This window comes from Cucumibacter marinus DSM 18995 (assembly GCF_000429865.1).
In the GTDB taxonomy this organism is placed as follows: Bacteria; Pseudomonadota; Alphaproteobacteria; order Rhizobiales; family Devosiaceae; genus Cucumibacter; species Cucumibacter marinus.
Map to the genome: position 1 here is coordinate 144,232 of NZ_AUCR01000010.1, position 14,878 is coordinate 159,109.

Consider the following 14,878-nt stretch of genomic DNA (forward strand, 5'->3'; position numbering starts at 1 on the left):
ACCCAGGATCTCGAGCCCGGCTATCTCGCCGGGCCGAGCTTGTCTTCGATAGCCGTCAGCCCGTCCCTGAGCCGGGCGGCGGCCTCTTCGCCAAGTGTCGCGACGAGCGCCGCCTCGAAGTCCCGCGCAATCGTGACCAGGTCATTATAGTTCTGCCGGCCCTTCGGGCTCAGCGCGAGCATTTCGACTCGCCGGTCGGCGCTTGATGGCGTCCGGGTGAGCCAGTGCCGTGATTCGAGGGAGTAGACCGCCCGGCTGACCTTGGTCTTGTGCATGGCCGAATGCCGGCCGATCTCGGTCGCGGTCATGGTGCCGAACTGCCCGAGCGTCGCCAGCACCCGCCATTCGGGGCGGGTCAGGCCCGCCTCGGCGCGATAGAGTCTTGCAAAGCGCTGGCTGACGCGTTCTGCGGCCTGGTTGAGCCGATAAGGCAGGAATGCCGAGAGATCGAGCCGCCCGCCGGCCGCGCCTTCCGATGGTTCTTGCTGCCGCTCGCTCGCGCCCGATCCGGCTTTGTCCTCCACCCTGTCCGTCATCTGCCCTGTGCCCTGTATTGTGTTTGATAGTTACAAAATCAATTGTTACAACCACAACCAATATCAGTTTGGCCGCCGGAGACAAGGCACACGGGAATTTCCGCGTTCCGCCTTGCCTTTCGCATGCACCAGGAGGCGATCCATGGACAAGACTGACCTCAACCCCACCGGCACACCCGTCAGCGCGATGGTCGAGGGCTATATGCCCGGCTTCGGGAACGACTTTGAAACCGAGTGCCTGCCTGGCGCGCTGCCCCAAGGCCAGAACTCACCGCAAAAATGCGCCTATGGGCTCTATGCCGAGCAGCTCTCCGGCTCGCCCTTCACCGCCCCGCGCGGCACCAATGAGCGCTCCTGGCTTTACCGCATTCGCCCCTCGGTCAAGCACAACACCGCCTTTGCCAATATGGATCTGCCTTATTGGCGAACGGCGCCGGCACCTTTCGATACCGATGCGCCGATCGCGCAATTGCGCTGGAACCCCACCCCTTCGCCTCAAGGCCGCACGACCTTCCTTGAGGGGATACGCACGGTCACGACCGCCGGCGATGTACACACCCAGGTCGGCATGGCCACCCATGTCTATGTCGCCAATGCCGCGATGGAAGACGAATATTTCTACAATGCCGATGCCGAGATGATGGTCGTCCCCGAAATGGGCGAACTCACCATCCATACTGAAATGGGCCGTATCGATCTCGAGCCCTCCGAGATCTGCATCGTCCCGCGCGGCATGATTATCCGCGTCGAACCGCGGGCCAGGGAGATCCGCGGCTATATCTGCGAGAACTACGGCGCCAAGTTCACCCTGCCCAATCGCGGCCCGATCGGTGCGAACTGCCTGGCCAATCCGCGCGATTTCAAGACCCCGGTCGCCGCTTACGAGGACAAGGAAACCCCCTCGAAGGTGATCGTCAAATGGTGCGGCCGCTTCTATGTCACCGAGATCGGGCATTCCCCGCTAGACGTCGTCGCCTGGCACGGCAATTACGCGCCCTACAAATATGATCTGAGGACTTTCTCCCCGGTCGGCGCGATCCTGTTCGACCACCCGGACCCCTCGATCTTCACCGTGCTGACCGCACCCAGCGGGGAGGAAGGCACGGCGAACATCGACTTCGTCATCTTCCCGCCGCGCTGGATGGTGGCCGAGAACACCTTCCGCCCGCCCTGGTATCACCGGAACATCATGTCCGAGTTCATGGGCCTGATCTACGGCCAGTATGATGCCAAGGAAGAAGGCTTTGTGCCCGGCGGCATGAGCCTGCACAATATGATGCTGCCGCACGGGCCCGACGCCATGGGCTTCGATAAGGCATCGACAACCGAACTGAAGCCGCACAAGCTGGACAAGACCATGGCCTTCATGTTCGAAACCCGCTTCCCGCAACACGTGACGCGCTACGCCATGGAGCTTGAAACCCTGCAGGAGGATTATCTCGACTGCTGGTCCGGGCTCAAAAAGCGCTTCAACGGCACCCCGCAAGGAGATTGGTCCTAGATGAAGCTCGCCAGCCTCGACAATGGCAGCCGCGACGGCAAACTCGTCGTCGTCTCCAAAGACCTCACTCGCTACACAGACGCCACCACCATCGCTCCTACCCTTCAGGCCGCGCTCGACGATTGGGCTCATGCCGGGCCGGCGCTCATGCGCCTTGCCGAAAGCCTTGAGGCCGGCGCGGTGCCCGATGAGCGGTTCCGCGAGCACGATGCCCATTCGCCACTGCCGCGCGCCTATCAGTGGGCGGACGGTTCGGCCTATGTGAATCACGTCGAACTCGTGCGCAAGGCGCGGGGCGCCGAAATGCCCGAGACCTTCTGGACCGACCCGCTGATGTATCAGGGCGGTTCGGACAAGTTCATTCCCCCGCGCGCGCCGATCGCGCTTGCCGACACGGCCTGGGGCATCGATTTCGAGGCCGAGGTCGCGGTGATTACCGACGAGGTGCCCATGGGCGCCAGCGTCGATGAGGCGCGCGAGGCGATCCGCCTCGTCATGCTGGTCAATGATGTGTCTTTGCGCGGGCTTATCCCTGGTGAACTGGCCAAGGGCTTCGGCTTTTTCCAGGGCAAACCCTCCTCGGCCTTCTCGCCGGTAGCGGTTACACCCGACGCGCTGGGCGATGCCTGGGATGGCGGCAAACTGAGCCTGCCCCTGATGGTCGACTATAATGAGAAGCCCTTCGGCCGCGCTGAAGCGGGCATCGACATGACCTTTGATTTTCCGACCCTGATCGCCCACGCGGCGAAGACCCGCCCCTTGGGCGCGGGCACCATCATCGGATCGGGCACTGTCTCCAACAAGCTCGATGGCGGGCCGGGCAAGCCGGTTGCCGAGGGCGGCGTCGGCTATTCCTGCATTGCCGAAATCCGCATGATCGAGACCATCAATACCGGCAAGCCGGTCACCCCCTTCATGCAGTTCGGCGACCAGATCCGCATCGAAATGCACGACAAGGCCGGCCATTCGATCTTCGGCGCCATCGAGCAGACCGTCGAACAGTACAAAAAGGGAGCCTGACCATGGCCAAACCCTTCGCCTCCCAGGGCGACATGACCGAGAAGAAGGTCTCTTTCACCGAGATCGGCAAGGGCCTTTGGGCTTTCACCGCCGAGGGCGATCCCAATACCGGCGTCATCATTGGCGACGATTCGGTGATGATCGTCGATGCGCAGGCCACCCCGCGCCTCGCCAACAAGGTGATCGAGAAGATCCGCGAGGTCACTGACAAGCCGATCAAGCATGTGGTCTTGAGCCATTATCACGCTGTGCGTGTGCTCGGCGCTTCGGCCTATCATGCCTCCGAGATCGTGATGTCGGAAAAGGCCCGCGCCATGGTTGTCGAGCGCGGCCAGGAAGACTGGGATTCCGAGTTCCAGCGCTTCCCGCGCCTTTTCGAAGGCCATGAGAGCATTCCCGGTCTCACCTGGCCGTCGCAGACCTTCAAGTCCCGCATGTCGATCTATCTCGGCAATCGCCGGGTCGACCTCATGCATCTTGGCCGCGCCCACACCGCCGGCGACATCGTTGCATATGTGCCCGACGCCAATGTCATGTTCACCGGCGATATCGTTGAATACCACTCGGCTTGCTATTGCGGAGACGGGCATTTCCACGATTGGCCGGGCACGCTTGAAAAGATCCGCGCCTGGGACGTCGATGCCATCGCGCCGGGCCGCGGCGACGCGCTTGTCGGCAAGAAAATGGTCAATGAGGCGCTCGATTTGACCAGCGATTTTGTCACCTCGACCTATCGCCCGGTCGCCAGGGTGGCCCTTGGCGGTGGTTCGCTGAAAGACGCCTGGGATGCCTGCCGGGCCGAGTGCGATCCGAAATTCGCCGACTATGCGATCTATGAACACTGCCTGCCCTTCAATGTCGCGCGCGCCTATGACGAGGCCCGCGATATCGATACACCGCGCATCTGGACCGCCGAGCGCGATATCGAGATGTGGAACCAGCTTCAGGGCTGAGCCCGGGCGTTTGGGAGGACAGTGAGGCCATGGGCCGATATCAGTACGAGCCGTTTGAAACCCATACGCCGCCCGAACTGTCGGGAGGGGATGTGCCGGCCCGCTACAAGGTCGCAATCGTCGGGGCAGGGCCGGTCGGCCTTGCCATGGCCATCGACCTGGCGCTGCACGGCGTGCCCGTCGTCGTGCTCGACGACAATAATGTCGTCTCGGTCGGCTCGCGCGCCATCTGCTGGTCGAAACGCACCCTTGAAGTCTTCGATAGGCTCGGGGTCGGCGAACGCATGGTCGACAAGGGCGTCACCTGGAAGGTCGGGCGGCTCTATCACAAGGGCGAGGAGCTCTATTCCTTCGACCTCTTGCCCGAGCCGGGGCACAAGATGCCGGCCTTCATCAACCTCCAGCAATATTACGTCGAGGAATATCTGGTCACCCGCTGCCGCGATTTCCCCGATCTCATTGACCTGAGGTTCAAGAACAAGGTCACCGGTGTCGAGAACGGGCCGGATGGCGCAACCCTCGCCATTGAGACGCCGGAGGGCGACTACCGCCTCACCGCTGACTATGTCATCGCCTGCGATGGCGCCAAATCGCCAATCCGGGGCATGCTGGGGCTCGATTTCCTCGGACGCCTGTTCGAGGAACATTTCCTCATCGCCGATGTCGAGATGAAATCCGACACCCCATCCGAGCGCTGGTTCTGGTTTGAGCCCGATTTCCATCCCGGCCAGTCGGCGCTTCTGCACAAGCAGCCCGACGATATCTATCGCATCGATCTCCAGCTTGGCTGGGATGCGGATACCGAAGAGGAAAAAAAGCCCGAAAACGTCATCCCCCGCATCGAAAAGGCGGTGGGCGGGCGGCCTTTCGAGCTCGACTGGGTGTCGATCTACACTTTCCAATGCCGCCGCCTCGAACGCTTCGTGCATGACCGGGTGATCTTTGTCGGCGACAGCGCCCACATCGTTTCGCCCTTCGGCGCACGGGGCGGCAATGGCGGCATTCAGGATGTCGACAACCTCGGCTGGAAACTCGCCGCGATCATCGAGGGTGATGCACCACAAACTCTCATCGAGACCTATAATGACGAGCGCGTTCACGGCGCGGATGAGAACATCATGAACTCGTCGCGCTCGACCAACTTCATGTCGCCGCGTTCGGACACCGAAATGCTGTTCCGCAACGAGGTGCTGCGGCTGGCTCACACCGAGCCTTTTGCCCGTAAGCTGATCAATTCCGGGCGCCTGTCCGTCCCCTGTTCGCTTGAGGGCTTCCCGCTCGGCACACCCTCTTCGGACGCGGTTCTGCCGGTCGGCAGTCCGCCTCTCGATGCCCCGCTCGAAGGACCGGCGGGCAGCGCCTGGCTTCTCAATGTCATCGGCGGAGACTTCACCCTTGTGGGCTTTGGCGATGTCGCCCTGCCCGAAGTCGAAGGTGTACGCACCCTCACCATCCGCAATGTCGGAGAGGGGGGCGACTATGCCGATGCGGACGGGCTCGCCTTCGAGCGCTATGGTGAGGGCCTCGCCTATCTGTTCCGTCCCGACCAGCATGTGGCGGCCGTATTTGCCGAGCCTGATGCTGAAACCGTGAAGGCCGCGCGCGACCGGGCCCTTGGCAAGGCCTAGCGCCAGAGCGAGACGATGATGGGAGGCAGTAATGCCCGACTATGAACCTGATGGCCTTGGTGCCGACCGTGACGAATTTTACGAAGCGCTGATGAACGCGCATGAAGGGCTCACGACCGAGGAGAGCCAAAAGCTCAATGCCCGGCTGATCCTTTATTTCGCCAACCAGATCGGCGATCTGCAGACACTCAAAAGGCTGATGGAAAAAGCCCGACAGGGCTAGAAAAGCGGGTGCGGCCGTGGCCTCGACCGCACCCTCCGGAGGCCAGGCAAACAATCCAGCGGGGTGTGTCCGGATCGTCCTTGGCAGTCAGGCCCACCGCAACAAGCATCGGTTCCCGTTTTCGGCGGCTGTGCAATACCGCCCTGGGCCCATGATCCGAGACGTAACATGGTCTGCCTGACTGCGGCGTGATCTCCCTGTCAGGGGATTGTCAGCATTTTAACCTTATGATCGCGCCCGCGATGAAGCTCACCCGACACCTTATCATCACCGCCTTTTTGGGCGCGGCGCTACTGGCTGCGGTTGCGCCGGCCCACGCCCAGCTTGGCCTCGACATCTCGATCGGCAAGGGCAAATCGGACAAGGGCAAATCGGACAAGGGCAATGCCGACAAGAGCAAATCGGACAAGGGCAATTCCAACGGGCAGAAATCGAACAATGCCGGTGGAAACAGCAATTCCGGCAGCAATGGCAACGGAAACTCCAATAGCGGCGGGCTCGGCGTCGGACTGTCAATCGGCGATTCCGTCAGCGTTGGTGTGAGCGTCGGGCCGGGCAATTCTGGCAACAATTCCAATGCCGGTGGCAATGGCAACGGCCTCGCTCTGGGCCTTGAAATCGGCAACGGCAATCAGGGCGAAACGCCAGGGAATGGCAACGATAACGCTGAGCTCGACCTGGAGCAGGCGCTTAAGGCAGTCGAGGACGAGCGCGCCCTCCCGCTTGGCCGGGTTCTGTCGATTGCCCGCAATTACACCTCGGGCCGGATCATTGATGTGCACCTGGTGACCGTGGATTCCTTCCTGCTGTATGAGCTTAAATCGCTCGAAAATGACGGTGAAGTCAGCCTGTGGTATTTCTATGCCAGCTCAGGTGCGCCGGTCCGCCGGCGCTGAGCAATACCGGACAGACTGACGGCCCGGGGAAGGATTCGCAGCGCAGATGAAGGTGCTCGTTGCCGAAGACGACAAACGCATCGCCGATTCCATTGCCACCGCGCTCGAAATGGCCGGTCTTGTCGCCGAATGCGAAAGCGATGGCGAGAATGTCTGGTTTCGCGGCGACACCGAACCCTTCGATGCCATTATTCTCGATCTCGGGCTGCCCACCCTTGATGGGTTGACCATTCTCAAGCGCTGGCGCCGCCAGGGCCGCGACACGCCGGTCCTGATCCTGACCGCGCGTGGAGACTGGGAGGAGCGTGTCGAGGGCATCGAGGCAGGCGCAGACGACTATGTCGTCAAGCCGTTCCGCATGGAGGAAGTCGTTGCCCGAATCAAGGCGCTGATCCGGCGCGCTTCGGGGCATTCCTCTGGCCGCATCGAGGCGGGCGAGATCTCGCTCGACACCCGCACCATGCAGGTTTCGCGCAAGGGAGTGCCGGTGCCGCTCACCCCGCAGGAGTATCGGCTGATCGCCTTTTTGATGCATAACCGCGGACGCGTCATTTCCCAGCTCGAGATCACCGAACACCTATACGCTCAGGATTATGAGCGCGATTCCAATGCCATCGAGGTGCTGGTCGGCCGCGTCCGGCGCAAGCTCGGAGCCGGGGTCATTAACACCCGACGCGGCTTTGGCTATTTCATCGGCGGCGAGCCCTCGTGACTGCGCGGGGCCTGCGATTCAGGTTATTCCTGGGCGCAGCGATCTGGGTCACGCTGGCGCTGGTCATCGCCGGCAGCGCGATCGCCTGGCTGTTTGTCGCCAATGTCGAAGCAACCGCTCGCCGTGACCTTGAAGCCGAACTGAGCCGGCTTGCCGCCCTGATCGACCCCTTGCCGGTCAAGCCCGAACTGACCGCGAGCATGCCCGATCCGCGCTACGAAACGCCGTTTTCGGGCCTCTATTGGCAGATTACCGGCGAGGATGGCTCTGCCCTGCGCTCGCGTTCGCTTTGGGACTCCACGCTTTCGCCCATATCCGGCGCCGCAGCAGATGGAAACATTCGCTTTGGCGTCATCGAAGGGCCGGATGGTCAGTCCCTGACCGCCATCCAGCGGTCCTTGCGTTTCGCCGCTGAAAATGAAGACCGCCGTTTCTCCGTGATCCTGGCTGAGGACAGGGCGGTGATCGATGCCTCGATCGCCCGCTTCGGGCTTGATCTCGTATTGGCCCTGATGGTTCTGGGGCTCGCCCTGCTGATTGCCGCCTTCCTGCAGGTCGAACTGGGCTTGCGGCCTCTCAAATCCTTGCGCGAAGGGGTGGAACGGATCCGCCGGGGCCGGGCCGCAAGGCTCGATGAAAGCTATCCCGAGGAAGTGCTGCCGCTCGTCGCCGAGGTCAATGATCTGCTCGACAGCCAGACAACATCGCTCGAATTCGCCCGCGCCCGTGCTGCCGATCTTGCCCATGGCCTCAAGACCCCGCTGGCCGTGCTTTCCAATTCCGCCTCGGACCTGGCGGCACGAGGCGAAACCGAAATCGCTGCGACCCTCGAGGAACTGGCCGCGGACATGACCGACCGGATCGACTACCAGCTCCGCCTGTCGCGTCTCAGCCTCAGATCCCACAATCAGATCTTTTCTGCGGACCTGTCCGAAGCGCTCAATCGCTCGATCAATGTGCTGAGCAAGACGCGGGCCGGCGAAAGAATCGCCTTCTCGCTCGATATTGGCGCGGATCTGATTGTCGATATCGATCCGCACGATCTGATCGAGCTGGTCGGTGTGGTCCTTGAAAACGCGGTGAAATGGGCCGACAGCCTGATCGTGGTCGCCGTGCACAGCGAAGGGCCGATGGCGATCCTTGAAATTGCCGATGACGGGCCGGGCCTTGCGCCCGAAAAGATCCGGCAGATCACCGAACGCGGCCAGCGCCTGGACGAGACACGCCCCGGCACAGGGCTGGGGCTGGCGATTGCCACCGAGATCATCGAAATGAATCGCGGCCGGATCGCCTTTTCCGCCTCCTCGATCGGTGGACTGCTGGTCCGCATCGAACTGCCCAATTCACCGCAACGTGAACCGGGCCCGTGTGCCCGCTGAAGCGGGACACCAACATCGACCCTTGGCGGCGCGCGGCTGCTGTGCTGCTATGGAGCTAACGCCGATTCCTGCGGCAAAGCCCTCTCATTCCGACCGAAATCCCGGATTTCAAAGTATCCTGAATAATGACAGAAGCGCCTATCCCTGTTTTTGACGGCCACAACGATGTGTTGTGGCGCCTGTGGTCCAGTGCCGGCGGTCTCGACAAGGCCGTGAAGATCTTCACCGAAGGCGCCGCTGACGGCCATATCGATGCGATCAAGGCCAGGAAAGGCGGGCTCGCCGGTGGTCTTTGCGCGATTTATGTGCCCTCCAACGACCAGAAACGGGCCACCCGCAACGCCGACGGGCACTACGACACCCCGCTGGCCGGGCCGCTCGAGCGCGGACCCTCGCTGGATATCGCCTTGCAGATGGCGCATATCGCGCTCGAGATCGAGCGGGCAGGCGGCTGGCGGCTGTGCCGCAGCGGAGCGGATATCGACACCGCCATGGCCGACGGCGTGTTCGCCGCGGTGCTGCATCTCGAAGGCTGCGAACCCATCGGCGCCGATCTGTCAGCCCTGTCCGTGCTTCACGCGGCGGGCTTGCGCTCGCTCGGTCCGGTGTGGAGCCGCAACAATATCTTCGCCCATGGCGTGCCTTTCGCCTTCCCCAAGTGTCCCGACACCGGTCCCGGCCTCACCGATCTCGGCAAGGCGCTGGTCAGGGAATGCGATCGCCTCGGCATTCTCGTCGATTGCGCGCATATCACCGAGAAAGGCTTCTGGGACATCGCCGAGACATCGGAAAACCCCCTGATTGTCAGCCATTCCAACGCGCATGCGCTCACCCCGGTGGCCCGCAATCTCACCGACCGACAACTCGACGCCGTGCGCGAGCGCAAAGGCATTGTCGGCCTCAATTATGCGGTCTCGATGCTGCGCGAGGATGGCGCCGAGAATCCCGACACCTCAATCGATGATATGCTGCGCCATATCGATTATCTCGTCGAGCGGGTCGGAATTGACGGCGTGGCGCTCGGCTCAGATTTCGACGGCGCCATGATCCCGGCGGTGATCGGCAGCGCGGCAGGGCTGCCGTCGCTGGTGCGCGGGCTCGAGACGCACGGCATTACCGGCCCCGATCTCGAAAAGCTGTGTCGCGGCAACTGGCGGCGCGTCATCGGCCAGGTTATCGGATAGGTCATTGGAGAATAACGCCATGGCACGTATTGCCTATGTGAATGGAGAATATGTTCCGCTCGACGAGGCGAAAATCTCGATTCTCGATCGCGGCTTCATTTTCGCCGATTCAATCTATGAGGTCACCGCCGTCATCGATGGCGGGCTGATCGATTCCGATCTGCATATGGCGCGGCTCGAGCGCTCGCTCGGCGAAATCGGCATGCCCATGCCTGTGCCGGCCAGCGAAATTGTCGCCATCGAGCGGGTGCTGATGGAAAAGAACGGGCTGACCAATGGGATGATCTACCTGCAGGTCACGCGGGGGGCGGTGGAACGCGACTTCCCGTTTCCGGCCAGGGACACACCGCAATCGCTGGTGATGTTCACCGTCGAGAAGGACCTCGCCAACGATCCCGTCGCTGAGACCGGTATCAGGGTGAAATCGGTGCCGGATCTGCGTTGGGCGCGGCGCGACATCAAATCGACCGCTCTGCTGGCCCAGGTTCTGGCCAAACAGGCTGCCCGCGCCGAGGGATGCGGGGAGGCCTGGATGCTTGAAGGCGACACCGTCACCGAAGGCGGCTCGTCGACGGCCTATATCGTAACCGCCGACAAGCGGCTGATCACGCGTCCGCTCTCGCAAAAGGTCCTGCCCGGCTGCACCCGGGCGGCTCTTCTGGCGCTCATCGCGGAAGGCGGTGCGACGCTTGAGGAGCGCCCCTTCACCCTTGATGAGGCCAAACAGGCCAGCGAAGCCTTCATCACCGGCGCCGGCGCGCTGGTGATGCCGGTGGTCGGGATCGATGACGTGACCCTGGGCGATGGCAAGCCCGGACCGGTCACCAGAAGGCTGCGCACACTTTATATCGAGCAGGCGCGCAGGCAGGCCGCCGAACAGGCAGGCGGGTAAGGCTCCGGAACGAAAAAAAAGCCCCCACCCCGAACGTGTCGGAGAGTGAGGGCTGATTTGTTGGTTGAAGCGGCAGAACCGCCGGTTCAGGCGACGCTGCGCTCCGAGTGTTCGCCAACCTCGGCACCACGATCAAAGACCTGGCCGAACCGGTTGGCGAGGAAATCATCGAGCGCGATGTCTTCTTGCTGCACATAGCCTTTTTGCGGCAATTGCCCCTTGGCCAGCATATCCAGCACGGTAGAGGCGCCCGCCGATGTGGTGCGCTGGATGGCCGAGCGCATCTTGCCGCCAATGGCGCCGGGATAGACCTTGTTGGCATAGGTCTCCTGCACCAGGTGGCCGTTCTTGCGGCCAGTCACCGTGACGAAGATCACAACCACATCCTGCTGGGTGGTGGGCAGGGCATGCTCGAAAATATCCTTGAGCAGGTCGCGGCGCTCGCCCAGCCGGAGATCGCGCAGCAGGGTCTTCATGATCGCTGCATGACCCGGATAGCGGATTGTGCGGTAGTTGAGGTCGCGGACCCGGCCCTTCAGCGTCTCGCACAGCGAGCCTAGACCACCCGAGGTGTTGAACGCCTCATAGGTCACGCCGTCGATCGAAAATTCTTCGCGTTCTTCGAGCGCGGGTACTTCGCGCAACTCGCCACCGACAATGGCTTCGCAAGGCTCGCAATATTCGTTGATCACCCCTTCGGGAGACCAGGTCAGATTGTAGTTGAGCGCGTTGGACGGATACTGCGGCAGGGCGCCGACGCGCATGCGCACGGTCTCGATTTCATCGAAGGCGCGCGCCATGGAATGCGCGGCAATGGTGATAAAGCCCGGGGCCAGTCCGCATTGAGGAATGAAGGCGGTATCAGCGGTTTCCGCGATCTGCTTGACCCGGCGCGTGCTCGCCACGTCTTCGGTCAGATCGATATAGTGAACGCGCGCTTCGGCAGCAGCTTCCGCGATCGCTGTCGTGAACTGATAGGGTGCCGCCGAGATCACGGCGAACTTGCCCTCCAGCGCATCGACCAGAGCCGTTTTGTCAGTGATATCGAGTGCCCGCTTTTCCGCTCGCGTCGCCATATCGGCGCCCAGCAAGGCGGTTTCGGACTTGTCGATCAGGGTGACGCGATAGTCACCGCTCGCGCCCAGCATGTCTCCGAGCGCGGTTCCGATACGACCTGCGCCGACAATCGCTACTGATTTCATGTGCCTCACTCCCGTTTTGCCCTGTGAACTGACCCATGCCCCGCATCCGGGGCCGCGATAGGGGTCGACATCGCCTATTATCGCGCCGACTGATGTCGAAAAACAGGTGAGAATTGGGCGAAAACACGCATCTATTTCGGCGAAATCAACATTAGATCATGCATTAAGACGAAATATTCCTAACGCGCCTTTACCTTTTCAGTTCGCCTTTTCGGGATTGTTGGCTACCGCGCTCTGCGTCACACTCGTTGGGCCGAAGTCGGTAGCGGGGTGGTCACCAAACGAAACGGGAGAAGACCATGCAAACCAATCCCGATGCGCTGCTGGTAACGATCAGCATCGATACGCTGGCCAATGCCCGCCGCTTGGCCGACGCGTTGGTCTCTGAGCGCGTTGCTGCCTGCGTGCAAATCCTGCCAGCCACCAGCGTCTATCGCTGGCAGGGCGCGATCGAGGCAGCAGAAGAACTGATTCTGACCGCCAAGACACGATCGGGCCTTCTGGAGAGCCTCGAAAGGGTCGTCGCCGATCATCACACCTATGATGTGCCCGAAATCGTCGCGACACCGGTTGTGGCCATCAATCGGGATTATGCCGACTGGCTGGCCTCCAGTCTCGAAGGTCCTGCCGCGGCGGATTGATCGTTCCGCAAATCGAAAAACTCAGTAGACCGTTCGGTCCATTCCCCGCCGGGTGGAATGCGGGCAGGGTGCGCACGCATTTGAGTGAACAGGATCAACGGGTTGAGGGAGACCATCATGATTTTCGGCAAGACCATCGTCGTTACGGGCGCCGCATCGGGCATTGGCAAGCGCACCGCAGAGCTCGCGGCCCGGATGGGGGCCGATGTCATCGGCATTGATATCAACGAACCGGCGATCCCCGCAGGCCGGTTTCTCAAGGGTGACCTGTCTTCGCCCGAAGGCGTGGCGGAGATCGCCATGGCGTTGCCCGACCGGATCGACGGGCTATGCAATATCGCGGGGCTGTCCGGCCGCGCGGGTGCAGTGAAGACCCTGAGCGTCAATTTCTACGGGCTTCGCGCCCTCACCGAAGCGCTGGCGCCCAAGCTGCGTGATGGTGCCGCGGTCGTCAATCTCGCTTCGCTGGCCGGCTATGGCTGGCGCACGGAAGTCGAGCGCGCGCGGGACTTGTGCGATGCTGAAGGGTTCCCCGAGGTTGAGGCATTGGTGGCCAGGCATGGCATTGGCGATGCCGAAAGCTATCCGGTCTCCAAACAGGTCTTGATCCTGTGGACCCAGCGCGCCGCCCATCAGCCCTTGTTCAAATCCCGCGGTATCCGCGTCAATGCAGTCAGCCCGGGTCCGGTCGAAACACCGATCCTTTCCGATTTTCGCCAGGTTCTGGGGGATGAGAAGGTCGACGGTGACGTGGCGCGCGCCGGGCGTGCGGGGATCGCCGAGGATATTGCCCCGCCGGTCCTGTTCCTGTGTTCAGACGCCGCGCGCTGGATCAACGGTGCCAATATTCCCGTCGATGGCGGGGTTGAGGCCTCGATCAATGCCGATGTGATCGGTTTCTAGACCGCGCATCGCCGAGCGCCGGTCCGCCGCCATACCGCCGGAAAGTGCTCAATCCGGTTTCGATGGTGTCAGCCTCCTGCCGGGCCGGCGCATGGCACGGCCCCTTGCGCGCATGAGCCCGGCTGTTCCATGGTGTCGAAAATGAAAATGCAAATGAGTTGCATTAAGAACTGAGATATGCGAGTTGTTGCGAATGGTTCGCAATAACAATGATGCTGCGAATCTCGATAACTGGACACCTGGCACATGAGTGCCCGACACAAATGAGCACCCCGCCGATGAAGACTTCTCTCCTGATCGACTTGATGCCGCGCTTCGCCTACCGCGCGGTCTTTGCCTTGTCGCTGCTGGCCGTCTTTGCCGGCCCTGCGCCGGCTTTTGCCAAGTTCAAGGCAGTGACGACCTTCACCGTGATCGCCGACATGGCCCAGAACGTTGCCGGAGACGCTGCGATCGTTGAATCGATCACCAAGCCCGGCGCCGAAATCCACAATTACCAGCCCACTCCAGGCGATATCATCAAGGCACAGGGCGCTCAGCTGATCCTGTGGAACGGGCTCAATCTCGAATTGTGGTTCGAAAAGTTCTTTCAAACCTTGAGGGACGTTCCCGGAGTAGTGGTGTCTGAGGGCATCGAGCCGATGAGCATCGCCGAGGGGCCTTACGAGGGCAAACCCAATCCCCACGCCTGGATGTCGCCGGATAACGCCGTCATCTATGTCAACAATATCCGCGATGCTTTCATCGCGCACGATCCCGATAATGCCGGAACTTACACTGCCAATGCGGCGGCCTATGTCGAGCGCCTCAACGCCGCCATGCAGCCCTTGCGCGACGAACTTGCCAGCGTCGGTGAGGACCACCGCTGGCTGGTGACCTCGGAGGGCGCCTTTTCCTATCTCGCCCGCGATTTTGGCCTGCGCGAACTCTATTTGTGGCCGATCAATGCCGACCAGCAGGGCACGCCGCAGCAGGTACGCAAGGTGATCGACGCGGTGCGTGACAACGACATCAAGGTCGTTTTCGCCGAAAGCACCATTTCACCCAAGCCTGCCCAACAGGTGGCGCGCGAGACCGGTGCGGCCTATGGCGGCGTGCTGTACGTCGATTCCCTGTCCGATCCCGAAGGGCCGGTGCCGACCTATATCGATCTGATGCAGGTCACCACCCGTACCATTATCGAAGGTCTGACCCGATGAGCAGGTTCA

At 61.9% G+C, this 14,878-nt stretch carries 15 protein-coding genes; 13 read left to right on the top strand and 2 right to left on the bottom strand.

Annotated elements, in window-relative coordinates:
* Nucleotides 1–20: 20 nt before the first annotated feature.
* Nucleotides 21–536: a MarR family winged helix-turn-helix transcriptional regulator gene (locus G489_RS0107850; RefSeq protein ID WP_081691458.1), complete on the bottom strand. Its 516-nt coding sequence runs from the start codon at nt 534–536 to the stop codon at nt 21–23.
* Nucleotides 537–678: 142 nt separating this feature from the next.
* On the opposite strand from G489_RS0107850, the gene hmgA reads away from it, so the two are divergent.
* From hmgA to G489_RS0107900, 10 genes are all read left to right on the top strand, one after another.
* A complete protein-coding gene (hmgA, locus tag G489_RS0107855; RefSeq protein ID WP_029041082.1) occupies nt 679–2,037 on the top strand; it encodes a homogentisate 1,2-dioxygenase in 1,359 nt (452 codons plus the stop codon).
* A complete protein-coding gene (locus tag G489_RS0107860; protein ID WP_029041083.1) occupies nt 2,038–3,057 on the top strand; it encodes a fumarylacetoacetate hydrolase family protein in 1,020 nt (339 codons plus the stop codon).
* Between the two features lie 2 nt (nt 3,058–3,059).
* Nucleotides 3,060–4,010 (top strand): MBL fold metallo-hydrolase, encoded by a 951-nt coding sequence (locus G489_RS0107865; protein ID WP_029041084.1) that lies wholly within the window; start codon nt 3,060–3,062, stop codon nt 4,008–4,010.
* A gap of 29 nt (nt 4,011–4,039) precedes the next feature.
* Nucleotides 4,040–5,638 (top strand): FAD-dependent oxidoreductase, encoded by a 1,599-nt coding sequence (locus G489_RS0107870; RefSeq protein WP_029041085.1) that lies wholly within the window; start codon nt 4,040–4,042, stop codon nt 5,636–5,638.
* Between the two features lie 31 nt (nt 5,639–5,669).
* The gene (locus G489_RS0107875; protein ID WP_029041086.1) at nt 5,670–5,861 is read left to right on the top strand and encodes a DUF2783 domain-containing protein; all 192 of its coding nucleotides are present in this window, start codon (nt 5,670–5,672) and stop codon (nt 5,859–5,861) included.
* 242 nt (nt 5,862–6,103) lie between these two features.
* Entirely contained in the window at nt 6,104–6,757 is a 654-nt protein-coding gene (locus G489_RS21720; RefSeq protein ID WP_155889337.1) for a PepSY domain-containing protein, read from the top strand.
* 46 nt (nt 6,758–6,803) lie between these two features.
* Nucleotides 6,804–7,469 carry a response regulator transcription factor gene (locus G489_RS0107885; RefSeq protein ID WP_029041088.1) on the top strand — a complete coding sequence of 222 codons (666 nt, stop codon included), beginning with the start codon at nt 6,804–6,806 and terminating at the stop codon, nt 7,467–7,469.
* Nucleotides 7,466–8,848 carry a sensor histidine kinase gene (locus tag G489_RS19595; RefSeq protein WP_035871986.1) on the top strand — a complete coding sequence of 461 codons (1,383 nt, stop codon included), beginning with the start codon at nt 7,466–7,468 and terminating at the stop codon, nt 8,846–8,848. Before G489_RS0107885 ends, G489_RS19595 begins: the two co-directional genes overlap by 4 nt.
* A 125-nt stretch (nt 8,849–8,973) precedes the next feature.
* Complete coding sequence (locus G489_RS0107895; protein ID WP_035871987.1) at nt 8,974–10,032, top strand: dipeptidase; 1,059 nt, start codon at nt 8,974–8,976, stop codon at nt 10,030–10,032.
* Between the two features lie 19 nt (nt 10,033–10,051).
* The gene (locus G489_RS0107900; protein ID WP_029041090.1) at nt 10,052–10,924 is read left to right on the top strand and encodes a D-amino-acid transaminase; all 873 of its coding nucleotides are present in this window, start codon (nt 10,052–10,054) and stop codon (nt 10,922–10,924) included.
* 86 nt (nt 10,925–11,010) lie between these two features.
* Here the strand turns inward: G489_RS0107900 and G489_RS19600 are convergent, their stop codons facing one another.
* Nucleotides 11,011–12,126, bottom strand: a complete 1,116-nt coding sequence (locus tag G489_RS19600; protein ID WP_051332416.1) for a saccharopine dehydrogenase family protein — start codon at nt 12,124–12,126, stop codon at nt 11,011–11,013.
* A 299-nt stretch (nt 12,127–12,425) separates the two neighbouring features.
* Here G489_RS19600 and cutA point away from each other — a divergent pair, with 299 nt between their 5' ends.
* From cutA to G489_RS0107920, 3 genes are all read left to right on the top strand, one after another.
* Nucleotides 12,426–12,767, top strand: a complete 342-nt coding sequence (gene cutA / locus G489_RS0107910; protein ID WP_029041091.1) for a divalent-cation tolerance protein CutA — start codon at nt 12,426–12,428, stop codon at nt 12,765–12,767.
* Between the two features lie 117 nt (nt 12,768–12,884).
* A complete protein-coding gene (locus G489_RS0107915; protein WP_029041092.1) occupies nt 12,885–13,670 on the top strand; it encodes a coniferyl-alcohol dehydrogenase in 786 nt (261 codons plus the stop codon).
* 293 nt (nt 13,671–13,963) lie between these two features.
* On the top strand, nt 13,964–14,869 hold the full coding sequence (locus tag G489_RS0107920) for a metal ABC transporter substrate-binding protein (RefSeq protein ID WP_407059826.1): 906 nt from the start codon (nt 13,964–13,966) through the stop codon (nt 14,867–14,869).
* The last annotated feature ends 9 nt before the right edge of the window (nt 14,870–14,878 follow it).

Excerpts from the sequence above, each read along its gene's own strand:
- G489_RS0107895 (WP_035871987.1), top strand. The coding sequence starts at position 8,974 with ATGACAGAAGCGCCTATCCCTGTTTTTGACGGCCACAACGATGTGTTG.
- G489_RS0107865 (WP_029041084.1), top strand. The coding sequence starts at position 3,060 with ATGGCCAAACCCTTCGCCTCCCAGGGCGACATGACCGAGAAGAAGGTC.
- hmgA (WP_029041082.1), top strand. The coding sequence starts at position 679 with ATGGACAAGACTGACCTCAACCCCACCGGCACACCCGTCAGCGCGATG.
- G489_RS0107900 (WP_029041090.1), top strand. The coding sequence starts at position 10,052 with ATGGCACGTATTGCCTATGTGAATGGAGAATATGTTCCGCTCGACGAG.
- G489_RS0107875 (WP_029041086.1), top strand. The coding sequence starts at position 5,670 with ATGCCCGACTATGAACCTGATGGCCTTGGTGCCGACCGTGACGAATTT.
- G489_RS0107860 (WP_029041083.1), top strand. The coding sequence starts at position 2,038 with ATGAAGCTCGCCAGCCTCGACAATGGCAGCCGCGACGGCAAACTCGTC.
- cutA (WP_029041091.1), top strand. The coding sequence starts at position 12,426 with ATGCAAACCAATCCCGATGCGCTGCTGGTAACGATCAGCATCGATACG.
- G489_RS0107870 (WP_029041085.1), top strand. The coding sequence starts at position 4,040 with ATGGGCCGATATCAGTACGAGCCGTTTGAAACCCATACGCCGCCCGAA.
- G489_RS19600 (WP_051332416.1), bottom strand. The coding sequence starts at position 12,126 with ATGAAATCAGTAGCGATTGTCGGCGCAGGTCGTATCGGAACCGCGCTC.
- G489_RS21720 (WP_155889337.1), top strand. The coding sequence starts at position 6,104 with ATGAAGCTCACCCGACACCTTATCATCACCGCCTTTTTGGGCGCGGCG.
- G489_RS0107885 (WP_029041088.1), top strand. The coding sequence starts at position 6,804 with ATGAAGGTGCTCGTTGCCGAAGACGACAAACGCATCGCCGATTCCATT.
- G489_RS0107915 (WP_029041092.1), top strand. The coding sequence starts at position 12,885 with ATGATTTTCGGCAAGACCATCGTCGTTACGGGCGCCGCATCGGGCATT.
- G489_RS0107850 (WP_081691458.1), bottom strand. The coding sequence starts at position 536 with ATGACGGACAGGGTGGAGGACAAAGCCGGATCGGGCGCGAGCGAGCGG.